We start from the raw sequence: 17,087 nt of genomic DNA on the forward strand, positions 1-17,087 counted from the left end.
CGAATGACCGAGGCTTCGCATCGCTATTTTGTGCTCAACAAGCCCTATAATATGCTGTCGCAATTTATAGGGCCTGCTGATGCTCGCAAGCTGGATGAGTTGGCGTTCGATTTTCCCGAAGGAACGCACCCGATTGGGCGGCTCGATGGCATTTCGGAAGGGTTGTTGCTGCTTACGACCAACAAAAAAGTGACCAGATTGCTCTTTCAAGGTGAAACTACCCACAAGCGAAGCTACTTGGTGCAGGTGTATAAAGTGGTGAGTGCCGAAAACCTTCAACGCCTCCGCGAGGGCGTTGCTATTCGCATTCGCGGCACGGAAGAACTGTATGTCACAGCTCCTTGCGAAGTACAAATCGTAGAAAAACCAATCAATTTATTCCAAAGTGGCTACGAATTTGACGAGCGAATCCCTCATACTTGGCTCCTTATTACGATGACCGAAGGCAAATTTCGCCAAATACGAAAAATGATAAAAGCCATCAACCACCGATGTCAGCGACTTATTCGGCTCTCCATCGAAGAGCTGTCGTTGGAAGATTTACAACCTGGGCAAGTTCGGGAAATCGAGGAAGAAACGTTTTTTCAACAACTCAAGATTAACAATTGGCGGTGAGGGGCGCGTTCTTATTTTTTTATCTTTCCCACTAGCCGAAACCACTATTTCAGAGGTATTTGTAGAGGTAATGTTGCTTTTATGAGCACGCACCCTTCTAATCTACGTCTGACATGAGAAAAATGCTTGTTGCAAGCTGGTTTTTACTGGTTTGTATGGTTCAATGGGGCATCGCCCAAGTCCCAGGAAGTAAAGTTGCATACAGCCCAGCTTCGTCGGGCTTGTACATCGGGTCGCCAAGTATTTGCCGCCTTGCTAATGGCGATTATTTAGCTTCACACGACTTATTTGGCCCTCAATCCAACGAGTTTGAGCGTCCTGTTTCTTGCATTTATCGCTCGACTGACAAAGGGAAAACGTGGACTCAAATCTCAAAAATCAACGGGCAATTTTGGTCAAAACTCTTTGTCCACCAAGGAAAACTATACTTTCTCGGAACAAGCAAACACCATGGCAACACCATTATTCGAAAATCGCTTGATAACGGCGTCACGTGGACTGAGCCTACCGATGGCGAAAACGGGCTGCTATTGGCTGGAGAGTACCACTGCGCGCCCGTACCGCTGATTGAACACAACGGACGCCTGTGGCGCGCCATGGAAGATGCCATGGGGCCGATTAAAAAATGGGGAAAACGGTACGGGGCGTTTATGATGTCGATGCCACTGGATGCTGACCCAATGAAAGCGTCAAACTGGAGCCACAGCAACGTGCTACGATACGATTCAACACTTTTGGGCGGGAATTTTGGGGGATGGATAGAGGGCAATGCCGTTGTGACCCCACAAGGAGAATTGCTCGATATTTTACGGGTGGACGATAAAAGTACCTTGGAGGAGAAGGCCGCGTTTGTGCACATCAGTGCCGACGGTAAAAACGCCACTTTTGACCCTACCAAAGACTTTGTCAACTTCCCTGGCGGAAGTAAAAAGTTTACAATTCGTTTTGACCCAAAATCAAAACGCTACTGGACGCTTGCCAATTATATTCCTCAAGAAATCAAAGATGCAAACCCTAAACGTAACCCTGCCAGTATCCGCAATACTCAAGCTTTGTTTAGTTCGGAAGACCTGATTCATTGGAAATTACACAAAGTAGTTCTTCAACACCCAGATGTTTTGAAACACGGTTTTCAGTACGTGGACTGGCTTTTTGAGGGCAGACATATTGTGTTTTTGTCACGCACGGCCTACGACGACGGCGTAGGAGGGGCACACAACAACCACGACGCCAATTACCTAACCTTTCACCGCATTAAAAAATTTAGAAAACAGTGAACACAGTAACTCAACCGAGCCGTTTGGCTTCGCTCGATGCCCTGCGTGGCTTTGACATGCTCATGATTTCGGGCGGTGGCGCCTTTCTGTATTTGTTGGGAGGAAAAACAGGATGGTCGTTTATCGACGCCATCGCCGAACAATTTCACCATCCCGATTGGAATGGCTTTACCTTCTACGACTTCATTTTTCCCTTGTTTCTGTTTATGGCGGGGGTTTCGTTGGCGTTTAGCCTCAAGAGTGGTTTGGCCAAAGGAATCTCACAAGCTGAGTTGACCAAAAAAGTCTTCAAGCGAATGTTAATTTTGTTTGTATTGGGGATTTTGGACAAAAACGCCCCCGTTGATGTTTTCGACCCTGCTCATATTCGCTATGGCACTGTTTTGGGGCGGATTGGTATTGCTACTTTTTTAGTGGCTTTGTTGTATATGCGTTTTACGTGGACACAAATGCTCTACATCGCTTTTGGAATTTTAGTCCTTTATTTTTCGGTGTTGATGCTCATCCCTGCTCCAGGTTTTCAGGCAGGAGATTTGACGTTTGAAGGGAATTTAGTGGGCTGGCTCGATCGTACTTTTATGCCTGGCCGTCTCAAACAAAAGACCTACGATGAACTTGCCATGACGACGCAACTGTCGGCCACTTGTCTGACCATTTTTGGCTGCTTAGCGGGAGATATTCTGCAAAATAATACCATTTCAGTAGCTCAAAAGCTGAAACAACTGAGTTTGATGGGCGTCATTGGGGTAGTGGCAGGACTGGCGTGGTCACCCTTTTTCCCTATCAATAAACACCTTTGGTCGAGTTCGTTTATTCTATTAACGGGCGGAATGGCTTTTTTGATGGTGGTTCTTTTCTACTGGATTATTGACGTCAAAAAATACACGCGCTGGACGTTTTTCTTCAAAGTAATTGGGATGAATTCGTTGGTGATTTACTTGGCGTGTCGCTTTATCAGCTTTGGTGAAACCTCGCGGTTGTTGTTTGCGGGGCTATACGGCCATGCCCCCGAGCCGTGGCACGAAGTTTTCAACGCCCTCGGCGGGTTGTTGTTGGTATGGTTGATGCTGTACGTGATGTATCGCCACAAGATTTTTGTGAAGGTGTAGGAGATTTATTAAAGCCATTCAAAATGCTCCGAAAGGCGTTCTTTATGCAGTCGAGACACAGGAATAGATTGATTGTTGGTCATAATAATGTACGAACCTTCGCCTTTGTAAAACTTTTTGATGTGTTCGAGATTGATAAGGTATTGGCGATGAATACGCAAAAAACCTCGCTCCTCAAGTAATTCTTGTATTTCTTTGAGGGTTTTGGTGACCAAACAAGTCTGTCCATTGCTCAAAAAAAACTTGGTGTAACTATCATCTGACTCACAGTATATGATTTCTTTTAGGCTTACAAAGGTGATGCCGTTTTGGTAAGGCAAAGCGATTTTATCGATTGGAGGGCGCTGTGCATTTGTAAATTGTTTTTTCAAGTGCTCAATCTGTTCACGAGAAGTTTGTTGAAATTTTTCTGCACGCTTTACTGAATTTATTAATTCCTGAGAATCAACAGGTTTGAGTAGGTAGTCAATGGCGCTGTACTTAAATGCCTTGAGTGCAAATTTGTCATAAGCCGTAACAAAAATCAGGGCAAAAGGTATCCCTTCTACCGCCTCCAGTACCTGAAAACCATTCATTTGAGGCATTTCAATGTCTAAAAAAACGAGTTCAGGGCGGTGTTCTATGATGGCCGCCACTCCTTTGATGCTGCTTGTGCAAGTAGCGACGACTTCAACCTGTGGGCATTTCTGATTCAGTCGAATGCAGAGAAGCTCAACTGCATCGGGTTCGTCGTCAATGATAATTGCTCTCATAATTAAATTGGGATTTCTACTACGACCTTTGTACCCGTGGCCTCTCCCTGCTTATTTTTCAGGTCAATGATTTGGACTTGGGTGGCAGTGTTGTAAAGTTGATTGATAAGTTCGATACGTTCGGCGGTCACTTTCATGCCGAACGATTTGTTTTGAGTGGCAGATTTGCTTTTAAATTCTGCTGCTTTTTCTCGGCCTATTCCATCATCGGTGATGTCAAACCGAAGTAAATTTTCTTTAGGTTGAGTAACTTCTATCCGAATAATTCCGCCTTCTTCTTTGTGCATAAGTCCGTGCCAGATAGCATTTTCCACAAAAGGTTGCAGTAGCAACGGAGGAATTTGAATAGAATCTTTGTCCACGTTTTGAGCAATGTTGATGAAGGCGTTGACTTTTCCTCGAAAACGCATAGCTTCCATTTCCATGTAGAGCCTAAGGGTTTCTAGCTCGTTTTCGAGTGATACTTTTTCAGAACGGGAGTTCTCCAGTACCAATCGAATGAGTCGTGAGAATTTGTTGAGGTAATCAGTAGCTTTCTCTGTATTGCTTTGTGCTGTATATAATTGAATGGAATTGAGGCAGTTGAAGATGAAGTGAGGGTTCATCTGTGCCCGTAAGGCTGAGATCTCGGTAGCTTGAATTTTATGAGTGACTTCCCTGATAATTTCATTTTTCGCTTCTAAGTCCTTGTTTTTTGTTCTCAGTTTGTGGTTGTACCAAAATAAAACTAATCCTAATAGAGCACTCAAAGCTAATCCAACTTCAAGGGTATTTCTTGTACGACTTTCAATGAGTTTATTCTGTCGAAATTCTTTAATTTGTAGATTATTGATAAGTTTTTGCTGCTTTGATTTTTCCTCAAATGCAAGTGCTTTTTGTTTGATAGCTTGTTCTCTTAGTGCTTGTGTTTCTATCTGTCTTTCTAATTTTTCGCTTACTACTTGATTTAAAAACCGTTGCCTTTCAGCGGAAGCCTTTAATTTTTCCAACTCATTTTGGTGACGAATCTTTAATAGCTCTTGTTGTCTCAGTTCTTCTAATTGTTTATTTTTCAATTCAGCTTTTTCTAAATCGAATCTACTTTGTACTTTATAAAGTTCTTCGGCATTGAACTTAGCTTCGAGCGAATCCCGCCATATTATATATTGTTCAAAATGCTTTAAACTTTCTTGCCAATTAGCCTGTTTTTGCGAAATTTGATAAAGTACGTAGTGGGCTTTCTTGAGGGCGTTTTTGGCTGCGGGAGGTTTTAAAGCTTGATAAGCATAAATTTGTGCCTGAGGCAAATCGTTAATTTCAAGAAAACAATTGGCTAAGTTTGCTTGAGTTGCTGTCAAATTTTCTCGTTTTTTAAGGTCTAACCAAAGTGTTTCAGCTTTTTTTCCATATTCAATGGCTTGCTGGTACTTACCTTGCAATTGATAAAATACTGCCAAATTATCATAAATACCTGCATGGGAGCTTATAAAAGGTATTTTAGGAAGGTGTTCTAAAATTTTTACAAAATAGGTGTTAGCAGTTTGATACTGTTTTTTACTTGTATATAACATGGCGATACCTTCCCAGATGGCAACTGTATAAGCATTTGTGCTGGCTTTGCTCAAGCCTGTGCCTAGGGCGATACGTGCTTCCGATTGATGAAAGTAAGTGAGGGATTTGTCAAATTCTTTGACACTTGAGTATAAATCTCCCAAATTATAACAAATCCGCCAAAGAACTTGCGGGTCGTGACTGGCGTTTAAAACTGTTTCATAAGCACGTAAATTAAGCCGTAAAGCTTCTTCCAAGTTTAATTTTATATCTCTTTGATAATGTGCTTGCTGAAATAAACCTTTCACTTCAAATTCCGTATTCCTACAATTTTTGGCATACTCAATTGTCTTTCTTGCGTAAAAAAGGCAGCTATCAGGAGCTATCTTTGACTGTCTAAAAATAGAAGCCATGTAATTGTAAAGCTGCAATATACTGGTATCTTTTCGGGCAGAATGGGGCTGTTTTTGTTGGGCATTAATCATTACTCGCGCTTTATCAAGCAAAGAGTTGACGTATAATTCATCGGATGATTTATTTAAATCAAACTGCGCTGGAACTACGTATGTTTGCCCTTCTTGTGTTCTAACAGGAGGAAACTGAGCTATTCCTACTAAAGCCTTCAGAAATAAAAAGAGAATATATAAAGTCCTTTTATACATCATTATAGCGTTTGTATAATAATAGCGTGAGTTACTCGTATAAAACCTCATTTACAATATTAGCTTAATATGCTCTCCTTATTCTATAATGCGTCGCCAACGGTCTGGTTTAGTAGGTAAATGACAGGTTTAAATGGGTTAATGAAGCAGACAATTAAATCATAATCTTTTCCATTTTTGTTACCGTTTACTCAATCACCTACTAAAACCCGTCGTTCGCCTGCCGAAACAGGTCACTCACGGGTATGAAATGGAAGGTAATACAAGGAGTTTGTAGGTTTGAAGCATCAATTTTGAACTTATAAGACCACGTTTCGACAATGAAAACCCTACAAAAACTCATCACTCTGGCCTTTTTGCTCATTACTGTGGCTGCCTGCCAGGATCATCGTACGCCAACCCCGCCCTGCAAAGTTTCGGTCATCGATCGAGGCAATGGCAACAAACATACCTATACCTACGACTCGAATGGCAAAATCACCCAAATGGCTCGTGAGTTTGATGGAACGGGGTCGGGAAATATCTCAAAATTCGTATATACCTTTACGTACGATGCTTCTGGCTTACTTATCAAATCTTCGATAAAGTTAGACGGCAAAGATTATAGCACTGAAACTTATAGCTATTACTACAGTCAAATCTCAAAAGTAACCTATGTCAACGCCGACGGCAGTGAGGGAATCAACAACCTTAAATACAACGCAGCTGGCCAAATCACTGAGTTTACCTACGAAACGGGCGACCCGAATTTGGACGGAAAACAGTATTTTGAATACGATGCCAACGGTATTATCACAAAGCGCGGCTTTGCCGACTTACAGGGTAATAAGTACTTTGAAGTAATCAATAATCCTGTCGGGATAGTAAAATCGCCAGAGCAATTGCTGGTTAAAAGTGGCTTACCGTTTGATGTGTTGTCGGGCTTTTCGTGGCAGGTCGCCGAGGGTAATGTAGGTACAACCTATGAGTCATTTGTTGCTGACCAAGACGGCAAATTAGTATCCGACGGCAAAGAGAAAATCACGGACGTAAAGACCAACTCGCAGGGCTATCTCATTGAAAATACCACGATTGATGCTGCCAACAAAAGTAGTATTCAGCGAATTACGCTGATGGATTGCCAATAGTTAGCGATAAAGAATGCCTCTTAATAAATAACTTAACTAAGGTTGAAGGAAAATCAATATTTTCGAAAACTTTTATAAACCTCGTAAATCCCCTTTATATATGACTCGTTCATTTACAATCAATGGCGAATTTGAAAACCTAGCATTACCAGTACACCAAGGCGTGGAAGGTCTTCTGCTTTGGGATCAAGATGTACAACCATACATTGATAAATTTAATGACTTTTTTCCTGCGCAGAAGCCTTTCTTTATTTCAAAAAGCTCTTGGAAAAAGCTTTGGTCAGGAAACGGCTTTGTTCCTCAAAATGAAAAAGTGTATCTCCTCCTTTTTTGTACCGCTTATGATAGTGAAAATAAATCAGTTTATTATCGAATCCGACTGGTTACTATTCTAAAAACGGACTTAGCTAATGCCGAAACCGCTATTCCTAAACCTCTAAAAGTAAATGTCAGAGTATATGCTTCTCCCATTGCTTATACGGTACGCAACATGGGAAGTGAGGATTGCTTAAAGTGGTTAGATATTGATAATCCTCTTGATAAAGCCAAGTTAATACAAATTAACCTTGATGTAGAAAACTGGAAAAGTAACATGAGGGCGTTTTTCCCTGAATTATTAACAGACCAAGAGCCCAAATATATAGGAAACATGGTAGGGGCAAAAAGAATCAAAACTATTTTGCTTACCTTTCCATCGGTAGGAGGCATTACCATCAGTCCCGCACTTTTTAAAAAGGAAAGAAATAATAAACCTTTTATTGCTTTCAAAATCAACCCTATGGGTGGTACTTTATCGGCAGACGGAGAAGATATTCTAAAATGCCCTCCTGGTGGTAACCCTTGCGCGAGCCCTCAATCAATGTAAGAGAATTAATTAGCTTTTGTTTGCCCTATGTCACTTGAAGATTCTTATTTTCTATGTTTTTATCTACAGTTACTGTCTTATGCCTTCCCTATCTGGGTGGGCATAAGACATTTTCGGTATTTCGATAACCGTCTCAAATTATTTTTCCTAGGTATTCTCATTGCCTGTTGTATTGATGTAACCTCTTGGGTGCTGTATAAACTTCACATTCAAAATCACTATTTAGATTATTTTTTCAGTTTTAATGGGTTTATTGTAAAGTTGCTGATTTACAGGTTTTTTATTAAGAGCCAAAGGCAGAGGAAAATAATTATCGGGATTGGTATATTGCTTATTCCCTTTTTTTTAGTCGATATTCTTTGGATATCTGGCATCAAACATCATAATGCTTTTTCGGGAGGAGCCGCACAATTGTGGGTATTTATAGCTACTTTTTACTGTTTGCGTCAGTTAATTCAAGAACACGTTGTCGGAATCAGAAAACAACCTTTTTTTTGGATTTTTATAGGTGTCCTTATCAAAGTAGGGCTCACTTATTTTGATACAGTGGCGTATAATTTTATACTCAATAGTTCGGTGACTCTAACCTATTTATTGTCTGATTTTACGTATCTTACCTCCGTGATAGAAAATATACTATACGCGATTGGTTTCAAACATGCTAAAACTAAGTAAACTCGTTGTCCTAATTTGTTTTTTGAGCCTATCCAAAGCCCTTTCTCAAAGTATTAAGATTGATTCTGTAGTAGCTCCTGCTTTAGCCCATAACAACCGACTTCAATCAGTTACATTTAAGCCAATTGGCAGTGAAATTCGGGTAAGTCCTACTCAAAATTTCCTATTTATCTATTTTACATCTTCTCCAAAAAATCCAGTTTGCGAGTACCAATTGATGGGATTAGAAACGTATTTTACATCAACAACTAATTCATACATCTATTACCCAAATTTGCCTGAAGGAACCTATACGTTGGTAGTTAGGGTACGCGGTACTGACAAACCTACTACCACTTTAACCATCGTTGTTGAAGGGCCTTTTTGGCAGCAATGGTGGTTTGTTCCCCTTGTGTTTGTATTTATATTGGGCATGATGGGGCTGGTTTTTTATCTCTTCTTTTTCTACCGAACACGACAGCAGCTTTACCTTCAGTCCGTTAGGCATGAGCTGGAAATCAAGGCATTGCGTGCGCAGATGAATCCTCATTTTATTTTTAATTGTCTCAATACCATTGATGCGTATATTATCCGTAAACAATTCATACAAGCCTCAGACTGTTTGCAGAAATTCTCCCGATTGGTTCGGCATATTTTGGAAAATTCAGAATTTCAGACCATCGGTATTGATAAAGAGCTTGAAACGCTGCGACTCTATATCGAACTGGAACAGGAGCGGTTTGCCAATACCTTCTATTATGAGCTCACGGTTGATCCATCTTTGATGGAAGACTCTTATCAAATTCCTCCGTTGTTGCTGCAACCTTTTGTCGAAAATGCCATCCTGCACGGATTACGGCATCTGAAAGACCGAGAAGGTCTCCTCAGAATCCATTTACAGCAAATCTTAGTAAACCAAACAGAGCGCCTGTTCTGTCAAATAGAAGACAACGGCATCGGTCGGGAAGCTTCCGCTAAACTCAATGAACATTACCAAGATCATCATAAATCAATGGGGATGAACGTAACTTTTGAACGTATAAATGCTCACCAAGCCCACTACGGCGAATTGATGAAAACGCAGATTGAAGACCTCAGAGAGCCTCATACGGGCACGATTGTGAGGCTATGGCTTCCTTTACTGACCCAATTTTGGCAAAAAAAATAAAGCGATAAGCCTAAATTCGATGCGGTCTCATCCTCGCTTCTATCTACTTTTTATTGAAATAACGGACGGCTTTATACACCCTGTTATTCTCATTATTTCCATTGCCGTTTGCTCAATCACCTGCTAAAACCCGTTACTTACCTTTTAAAAACCACCTCTCACGGCTATACAATGGCAGTGTGTTAGGGAAGTGTGTAGGTTTGACCCATCCAATACATCGGAACGCAAATTACTACAATAATAATGAAAACACCTGCCCGCTTCTGCCTTCTCTTCTTATGCATCATTGGGCTTATTTCAGTCTGGTCTTGCAAGGAGAAAGCGACCCCAACGCCCATAACAAAAAGTTCAGCTAAGTCCATTATCAAATTTACCTTCGGGACGCTCACTCCAGCAGTGGAGGCTACCGTAAGTGGTACAGCCATTGCAGCCACTGTACCAGCAGGGACAGATATTACTAAGCTTGTGCCTACCATTACGCTCTCAGATAAAGCTACGGTTTCGCCCGCATCGGGTGCGGTGCAGGATTTTTCAAAAGAGGTAAGCTATACGGTCACGGCAGAGGATGCGAGTACGCAGGTGTATAAGGTGAGTGTGACAGTAGCGAAACCCGTCAATAACGGGACAGTTTACATCGGTAACCTTGATGGTAATTTTTATGCTTTAGATGCCCTAACGGGTGCTGAAAAGTGGAAATTTAAAACAGACGCAAGCATTAATTCCACACCAACCGTGGTAAATGGCGTGGTGTTTTTTGCAAGTTGGGATAAAAAACTTTATGCCCTCGATGCTGAAACAGGTGCAAAAAAATGGGAATCAAATCCCGTAACGGTTGCGCTGTTGCAACCTTTCGCCGCGCCAATAGTGAGCAATGGGATGCTGTACTATGGCGGTGAACATTTTTTATATGCGCTTGATGCTGCCACAGGAGCCAAGAAATGGGAATTCCGCAACGATGAAGTATATCCTTGGCAAGCCTCCCCTACCGTAGTGAACGGCATCGTCTATGCCAGCATTCGGGGAAGTTCGGGCGGAAAATCAGGACTTCATGCCCTCGATGCCGCAACGGGAACGTTGAAATGGCATCAGCCTGACATTGGTATTTCAGAGTCATCGCCTGCGATGGCGGATGGATTTTTGTATGCAGGCTCGGAATTTAATGGTTTTATGGCTTTCGATGCCCAGACAGGGGCAATCAAATGGACATTTGCCAGCGGCTTGATTACCAATTCAGCTCCTACTGTTGCCAACGGAATTGTGTATGTAGGTGCGAGTGCGTTGACGCACACTAACAATGATAAACTCTACGCGATAGATGCCAAAACGGGAGCAAAGAAGTGGGAGTTTAAAACCCCTGATGGTGGTCCTGATTATTCGTCACCTATCGTAGCTAATGGTATTGTTTATATTGGTGCAGGTAGTACGCTTTATGCCATTGATGCCAGTTCGGGTACCAAAAAATGGGAGGCTAAACCAGAAGCCAATAACTTGATTTTTTCGGGTCCAGTCGTAGCAACGGGGCTGGTTTACCAAGGCATCGGCAAAAAGCTCTACGCCTTTGATGCAACAACAGGGGCTAAAAAATGGGAATACGATACTGGCCGTGCTATTAGTCATTCTTCTCCCTGCGTGGTAGCCAAAGATGGTACGGTGTATCATGCAGGTATCAGCGGGGCGGTGCAGTAAAATCACCTATCCCATTACAACGGTCATACACATTCATTCGTAAAATTCAGTATCATGAAGATTAAACAAGCAATCCGCTTCATTGGGCTGCTGGGACTATTGGTATGTCTATTTTTCAGTCAGAGTTGTAGAAAAAAGCAGGATCCAAATCCTTCCCAGGCACCTACCATAGGAACCACTACCGTCAGTAATGTTACTTACAACAGTGCAGCTTTGGCATCGGCCATTAAAACTACGGGTTTCAACACAGCTGCCAAAAGTCCCATTTCGGAGTATGGATTTGTGTATGGGCAAACTGATAACCCAACTGATAACAAAGTAAAAGCGGGTACGGCTACCGAACAACCCATTGATTTTACGGGGCAGCTAACTAGACTCACCCCCGGCAGCAAATACTTTGTGAGGAGTTATGTGGTTTATACCCTCGAAAACCAAGCTGAGACGGCTTATGGCGAGCAATCTACCTTTACCACTCAGAACCTGAAAGCGCCAGATGTATCGACTAACGACGCTACCGACCTAACAACCAACGCTTTCTCAATAGCAGGCAAACTGACAGCCCTTGGTACGAGCGATGTTCTGCAGACAGGGCATGTGTTGTCAGCTACCAATCAAACACCTACTCTTGCTGATACCAAAACCGAAACGGGGGGAAGTAACAGTGTCCCAAAAGAGTTTAAAAGCACGTTTACGAACTTGCAGCCCAATACTACCTACTATGTGCGTGCCTATGCTACCAACACCACGGGTACAGGTTATGGTGACGTAAAAATCATTAAAACTGCCAATGTAGTGGCACCTACTGCAACAACAGGAAACGTCTCTAATATTACGACTTCCTCGGCCGATGTGGGTGTAACGCGTAATACGCTTGGAACAACGACCAATGGCCAAGTGGGCATCTGCTGGAGCAGTACAAATCAGAATCCTACTATTGCCGATACTAAACGTGAAAATGGATCTTCAAACGCACCTGAGTTTTTTACTATAAATCTAACGAACCTAAATCCCAACACTACTTACTATGTGCGCGGCTATGCTACTACCGCTGCTGGAACAGGCTATGGTGAAGTAAAGAGTTTTAAGACAAATCTCGTTCTCCCCACAGTCGAGACAACGCCCAATCCAACCTTCAATACCTCACCCAATTTAGAAAGTGACGAGGCAAGAATAACACTTCTCGGTACGGTAGTTACTAAAGGAGTATCCATTCTTGAGTACGGGTTTGTGGTGCAAAACTCCAAACAACCGAATCCTACCATCGACAGTTATGTTTTGAAGGTAGTAAGCAACAGTTCAATAACCAGTAGCAACGGTGCCGTCATAGGGGGAGAAATCAAAAAAGTAGATATTGAAAAACTGGAAGTAACGAATAATTTCAGAGCTTATATCAAAACCGCTGATGGTGTTTATTACGGCAGCAACCAAACTTTTTCTTACACCTATCCGCCCGAGTTCAGCAGTGTAAAGTTTGATTGTTATGGAACTTCGTTCTTTGTTACCAAATATAGCCGTACTCCCCAAATAACAGAAATAGGAGAAATTGAAGTTTTCAGTACAAACTATACATTGGTAACCCCTCTAAAGCTGCCGAACAGTGCAGGCTATACCGAAAAACAGTATTTCAATATCCCTACGGCAGATGCCAGTTACTCGCTCTATGTGTTCAATACAAGCGGAAAACTGATTAGTTTACTACCCTCCGCTAATGGGAAAGTATATACAACCAATGCCAAAATCGAATCTGGAAGCCTGCAAAGGGTTTGTTGGAGTTATCCCTGGAAGTTGGTTATTCCTTATGCCAAAATGGCCAATGGCACGGTTTACTATCCCAATCCTCCCTCCATTAAACCTGTCGAGAAGTGTTTTATTGACTGTACAGTTAGATAACTCATTTGTAACAATCTTTTTTCCAACAAAACTCGTCGGAGGATAAACGAATAATACCATGAAAAAAATAACTTCTTTTATTGTGCCACTTGTATGTGTTTCAATGCTGTTTTTATTAACGGGCTGCCCTAAACCTTCTGACCCTGATTATAAAGCAGCAATTAAAGCTAAATATCAACAACTGGGCTGGATGCCAGAAGCTGATAACGGTGGCGAACCAGTTAAAACCGCAAGTGGTAACGGTTGGGTGCAATATTATGGCAACAAAGACCGCGCAATTTATTATATCGACGGAAAGGCATTTGGTTTCTTAAATTATGAAATGAAGAAATATGAAGCCCTTGGTCAAGATAAGTTTACGGCATTGGGTACGCCTACTTCTGATTGGCAACAGTTTTTGACGGGAATTACGGGTAATGAGTTTACTAAAGGAGTTATTGTTTCTACTCCAAAAGGCGTATTTGCCGTTTATGGTTCTATTTATGAAAGATACAAAGCCATCGGCCGTTGGAATAGCCCATTGGGATATCCTATTGGTGATGAAGGTACCATGACTACTCGCAAAGAGGGACGCTTTCAGCATTTTACCAAAACTGGGCCGATTGGGCAAATTTATTGGAGCCAAACCACAGGTGCTCAGGCATTTTGGGGAAAAGTAGAGATTATGTACGGGAGAGCTGGTGTCGGATATGATGGCAGTTGGTTGGGCTTACCCAAGTCGAGCTGTGACCCAAATAAAGCTGATAATCAACAAACGGTGGATTTTGAGAAAGGAAAGATTATAACTGGACCTACTTGCGGAGCTTACTTAAACCAAGATAATGAAACGGTGTATCAAAACGGCACAAGAGCAGCTAATGTAAATTCTATTCCTTGTTATAATTATTAATCCATTCCTGAAAACTAATGAAAACACTGTTTTTTACATCTATATTTTTCTTAGTTGGCCTTTTGAGCATCGCCCAAGAAACCACGTGGCGAGATGTACCTGCCAACGAGCTCAATGGCGTAGCTATCAACGATTTACAGGGACGTATGCGAGAAAGCATGGCTTATGCCACCCGCTATGGGTTTGGGGCGGGAATCCCTACCTTTGAAAATGGCAATCAAAACGGTCAAATCGTCTATGGGACAGTGCTTGTTCCTAAAAAATATGTAGAGTTCAAAGATATTCCTCAGTCAGAACTGGGCAATGTCGATTTAAACAACTTTCAGGAGCGTGTTCGTCAATCAATGACATGGGCCGCCAACCACGGCTACTCAGCGGGTATTCCTACTTTTTATCATGCCGATCATGGTCGAGGAGTCGTATGCGGAACGATACTTTTCAAACCCGATGCCGTCACATTCCGAGATATTCCGCAGAGCCGTATGGAGCCTATCAACCGCAATGAGGCGGGTACGGCAGGCTGGGTAAGATCGGCAGTAAGGTACGCTTCTAAAATAGGGCAAGTGGGGGCTTTTCCTACCTTTCACCAAGCTACGTATAATGACAAGGGATTGGTTTATGGAGTTGTTTTTTTTAAAAAATGACAAAATAGGGGACGAGCTTACCTTTGGATTTCTAATAGTATGAAATATCTTTTACTGTGTACTCTATTGTTTTCAATGAGCGATGCCGCCGCCGTTACTCATCAAAAACTTAATGTAATATCTCAAAAAATACCCGAACTCCATCCTACAGATGAATGGAAACAACCACGCCCCATTGAGCCCTTAGCCATAGTTGCGTTTGGAACCCTGATTTTTGCGGGGGCTTCATGGTTTGGACTATTAGGAGCTGTGTGGCTTTTGTTTGCGTTTGTCAGTTTAACGCTCAGTATTATCAGTCTTGTTCGAATCAAACGCGGGAAGGAAAAAAAGAGGGGAAAAGGATTAGCCTTGCTGTCATTATTTTTTAGCCTGATTCTGACCGGCTTCGCTTTAATACTTTTTGCCGCCTTCATGTTCATATAAATAGTTTGAACTACTATTCAAGAATGAAAAATCTGTCTAAGACAGAGTAGTGCGGAGCATTGAGCTATGGTATGTTTTAAAAATGGAATGACCCTAAAATTTTTAATCCTAATGAAGAAAGGAAAGCTATACCTTTTGCCCTTGCTACTGCTTTGGACGTTTGGCTTCTGCCCTGTATTCGCCCAAGACCTCAGTCAGCTTTCTGCCAAAAATCCCGTGAAGGTATCGGGAAGTGTGGGAGCACGAAGCTACTACAGCATGGGGAGCCGAAGCCCGTTGTACCGAGCCAATCCGTTTGGCTATGGGCTTTCGGGGAGTGTGACAATCTCGTTGTTGAATGGTGTCAGCTTTCCTTTTTCGGTTAGTTATTCAAATCGTCAAACGAGTTTTGCCCAGCCTTTTAATCAATTTGGTATGAGTCCTACTTACAAGGGATTTACCCTTCACGCTGGCTATCGAAATCTGCGTTTCTCGGACTATACCCTCAATGGCTTTACCATGCTGGGCGGGGGTTTGGAAGTACAGAAAGGGCTTCTGAGGATGGGTTTTATGATGGGGCGGCTCAACAAATCAATTACATCAGCCGAAAATCGCCCCACTACTTTTCGGCGTATGGGCTATGCGGCAAGGCTGGGCATCGGGAAAGGACAAAACTACCTTGACCTGATTATGATGCAGGGCTATGACGACGCCACTTCACTGACAGATTATGAAAAGTTTGGGCTGAGTCCAGCCAGAAATACGGTCGTGGGAGTGGTCATAAATAAGAGCTTTGGAACACGACTGGTTTTTAATGCCGACGCTGCCCTCAGTATTTATACGGGCGATGTCAACGCCGCCAAAATAGACCCTGCCCTGCTCGAAGCTCAAGTGTCGCCTGTGCTCTACAAAACGGTTGACGCCAATATCTCTTCAAGGGGGTTAATAGCTGTCAGTAGTAGCTTGGCGTATAGTGGAAAAGGTTATGGGATTCGGGCAGGTTATCAGCGTATCGACCCAGGGTTTACGACCATGGGAATGTATAATGTGAATAACGATTTGGAAATTATCTCCATCGCGCCGCGCTTTAATTTTTTGAAAAATAAAGTGGTTTTTAATGGCAATTTGCGTCTTCAACGCGACAATCTCTACAGTGATAAACTCCGCAGTACACGGCGATTTTTGCCCTCTGCCACGTTATCCATCAATCCCTCTACTATGTTTGGTATTATGGTCAATGCCAATTATAGTACGCTCAATCAAGCGCCGGGTATCAAGCAAACCGTTACGCAAGCAGTACAGCTTATGAATCAGGCCAATTATACCCTGATGCTTATGCCTAGGCTTACATTTGTAAATGAAGCGTTTAGCCACAATCTGATGTTATCCGTGGGGACTAACCAGCTCATCGATAACAGTACGGATACTACCTTTAAACGTAATACCGAATATAGTGGCCTTAATGCTAACTTTAATTATGGACTTTCGCTGGATAAACAGTTTTTAAGTGCTGATTTTGGGGTGAGTTATTTTTCCCTTACGAACATTGGCGGTACTACCGATAATTTGGGGGTTACGGCCGGGGTAAGCAAAGGTTTCCTGAAAAATAAACTCACTTCCAATCTCAGTGCCAATTACAACCTGTCCAAAGAAAGCAACGCTATGAGTTTTTCGGCTTCAGCGCGTATGAAACCTGCCAAACATCATCGCGTAGGGTTGACCGCCTATCAAGTGATGAGCCAAGATAAAACTGCTGCCAACCGCAATTTTAACGAATTCAGAGGCACACTCGACTACACCTATACTTTCTAAAAACT

At 42.3% G+C, this 17,087-nt stretch carries 14 protein-coding genes; 12 read left to right on the top strand and 2 right to left on the bottom strand.

Features of this window, described 5'->3' with window-relative positions; translation table 11 throughout:
* Positions 1–3: 3 nt before the first annotated feature.
* The 3 genes from DTQ70_RS00100 (at position 4) to DTQ70_RS00110 (ending at position 3,001) form a co-directional block, all read left to right on the top strand.
* Positions 4–615, top strand: coding sequence for a pseudouridine synthase (locus tag DTQ70_RS00100; RefSeq protein ID WP_122928914.1), 612 nt, complete (start codon positions 4–6; stop codon positions 613–615).
* Between the two features lie 113 nt (positions 616–728).
* Complete coding sequence (locus DTQ70_RS00105) at positions 729–1,892, top strand: sialidase family protein (protein ID WP_122928915.1); 1,164 nt, start codon at positions 729–731, stop codon at positions 1,890–1,892.
* Positions 1,889–3,001 (top strand): acyltransferase family protein, encoded by a 1,113-nt coding sequence (locus DTQ70_RS00110; RefSeq protein WP_122928916.1) that lies wholly within the window; start codon positions 1,889–1,891, stop codon positions 2,999–3,001. Before DTQ70_RS00105 ends, DTQ70_RS00110 begins: the two co-directional genes overlap by 4 nt.
* 8 nt (positions 3,002–3,009) lie before the next feature.
* On the opposite strand, the gene DTQ70_RS00115 is transcribed toward DTQ70_RS00110, so the two are convergent.
* Both DTQ70_RS00115 and DTQ70_RS00120 read right to left on the bottom strand, forming a co-directional pair.
* Positions 3,010–3,753, bottom strand: coding sequence for a LytTR family DNA-binding domain-containing protein (locus DTQ70_RS00115; RefSeq protein WP_122928917.1), 744 nt, complete (start codon positions 3,751–3,753; stop codon positions 3,010–3,012).
* 2 nt (positions 3,754–3,755) lie between these two features.
* A complete protein-coding gene (locus DTQ70_RS00120) occupies positions 3,756–5,948 on the bottom strand; it encodes a histidine kinase (RefSeq protein ID WP_164489783.1) in 2,193 nt (730 codons plus the stop codon).
* A gap of 317 nt (positions 5,949–6,265) precedes the next feature.
* On the opposite strand from DTQ70_RS00120, the gene DTQ70_RS00125 reads away from it, so the two are divergent.
* The 9 genes from DTQ70_RS00125 to DTQ70_RS00170 all read left to right on the top strand — a co-directional run bounded on the left by DTQ70_RS00125 (position 6,266) and on the right by DTQ70_RS00170 (position 17,082).
* The gene (locus DTQ70_RS00125) at positions 6,266–7,072 is read left to right on the top strand and encodes a hypothetical protein (protein ID WP_122928919.1); all 807 of its coding nucleotides are present in this window, start codon (positions 6,266–6,268) and stop codon (positions 7,070–7,072) included.
* Between the two features lie 100 nt (positions 7,073–7,172).
* Positions 7,173–7,937, top strand: a complete 765-nt coding sequence (locus DTQ70_RS00130; protein WP_122928920.1) for a hypothetical protein — start codon at positions 7,173–7,175, stop codon at positions 7,935–7,937.
* Positions 7,938–8,595: 658 nt separating this feature from the next.
* The gene (locus tag DTQ70_RS00140; protein WP_122928922.1) at positions 8,596–9,759 is read left to right on the top strand and encodes a histidine kinase; all 1,164 of its coding nucleotides are present in this window, start codon (positions 8,596–8,598) and stop codon (positions 9,757–9,759) included.
* A gap of 243 nt (positions 9,760–10,002) precedes the next feature.
* On the top strand, positions 10,003–11,445 hold the full coding sequence (locus DTQ70_RS00145; RefSeq protein ID WP_122928923.1) for a PQQ-binding-like beta-propeller repeat protein: 1,443 nt from the start codon (positions 10,003–10,005) through the stop codon (positions 11,443–11,445).
* A 54-nt stretch (positions 11,446–11,499) separates the two neighbouring features.
* The gene (locus tag DTQ70_RS00150; protein WP_122928924.1) at positions 11,500–13,335 is read left to right on the top strand and encodes a hypothetical protein; all 1,836 of its coding nucleotides are present in this window, start codon (positions 11,500–11,502) and stop codon (positions 13,333–13,335) included.
* 58 nt (positions 13,336–13,393) lie between these two features.
* Positions 13,394–14,224, top strand: a complete 831-nt coding sequence (locus DTQ70_RS00155) for an LGFP repeat-containing protein (protein ID WP_122928925.1) — start codon at positions 13,394–13,396, stop codon at positions 14,222–14,224.
* A 17-nt stretch (positions 14,225–14,241) separates the two neighbouring features.
* On the top strand, positions 14,242–14,868 hold the full coding sequence (locus DTQ70_RS00160; RefSeq protein ID WP_122928926.1) for a hypothetical protein: 627 nt from the start codon (positions 14,242–14,244) through the stop codon (positions 14,866–14,868).
* Between the two features lie 39 nt (positions 14,869–14,907).
* Positions 14,908–15,291: a hypothetical protein gene (locus DTQ70_RS00165; protein ID WP_164489784.1), complete on the top strand. Its 384-nt coding sequence runs from the start codon at positions 14,908–14,910 to the stop codon at positions 15,289–15,291.
* A 111-nt stretch (positions 15,292–15,402) separates the two neighbouring features.
* Entirely contained in the window at positions 15,403–17,082 is a 1,680-nt protein-coding gene (locus tag DTQ70_RS00170) for a hypothetical protein (protein WP_122928928.1), read from the top strand.
* Positions 17,083–17,087 lie beyond the last annotated feature (5 nt).

Origin of the sequence: Runella sp. SP2 (genome assembly GCF_003711225.1) — a bacterium.
In the GTDB taxonomy this organism is placed as follows: domain Bacteria; phylum Bacteroidota; class Bacteroidia; order Cytophagales; family Spirosomataceae; genus Runella.

Coding starts and splice junctions, on each gene's coding strand:
- DTQ70_RS00100 (WP_122928914.1), top strand. CDS start 4: ATGACCGAGGCTTCGCATCGCTATTTTGTGCTCAACAAGCCCTATAAT.
- DTQ70_RS00105 (WP_122928915.1), top strand. CDS start 729: ATGAGAAAAATGCTTGTTGCAAGCTGGTTTTTACTGGTTTGTATGGTT.
- DTQ70_RS00115 (WP_122928917.1), bottom strand. CDS start 3,753: ATGAGAGCAATTATCATTGACGACGAACCCGATGCAGTTGAGCTTCTC.
- DTQ70_RS00120 (WP_164489783.1), bottom strand. CDS start 5,948: ATGATGTATAAAAGGACTTTATATATTCTCTTTTTATTTCTGAAGGCT.
- DTQ70_RS00125 (WP_122928919.1), top strand. CDS start 6,266: ATGAAAACCCTACAAAAACTCATCACTCTGGCCTTTTTGCTCATTACT.
- DTQ70_RS00130 (WP_122928920.1), top strand. CDS start 7,173: ATGACTCGTTCATTTACAATCAATGGCGAATTTGAAAACCTAGCATTA.
- DTQ70_RS00140 (WP_122928922.1), top strand. CDS start 8,596: ATGCTAAAACTAAGTAAACTCGTTGTCCTAATTTGTTTTTTGAGCCTA.
- DTQ70_RS00145 (WP_122928923.1), top strand. CDS start 10,003: ATGAAAACACCTGCCCGCTTCTGCCTTCTCTTCTTATGCATCATTGGG.
- DTQ70_RS00150 (WP_122928924.1), top strand. CDS start 11,500: ATGAAGATTAAACAAGCAATCCGCTTCATTGGGCTGCTGGGACTATTG.
- DTQ70_RS00155 (WP_122928925.1), top strand. CDS start 13,394: ATGAAAAAAATAACTTCTTTTATTGTGCCACTTGTATGTGTTTCAATG.
- DTQ70_RS00160 (WP_122928926.1), top strand. CDS start 14,242: ATGAAAACACTGTTTTTTACATCTATATTTTTCTTAGTTGGCCTTTTG.
- DTQ70_RS00165 (WP_164489784.1), top strand. CDS start 14,908: ATGAAATATCTTTTACTGTGTACTCTATTGTTTTCAATGAGCGATGCC.
- DTQ70_RS00170 (WP_122928928.1), top strand. CDS start 15,403: ATGAAGAAAGGAAAGCTATACCTTTTGCCCTTGCTACTGCTTTGGACG.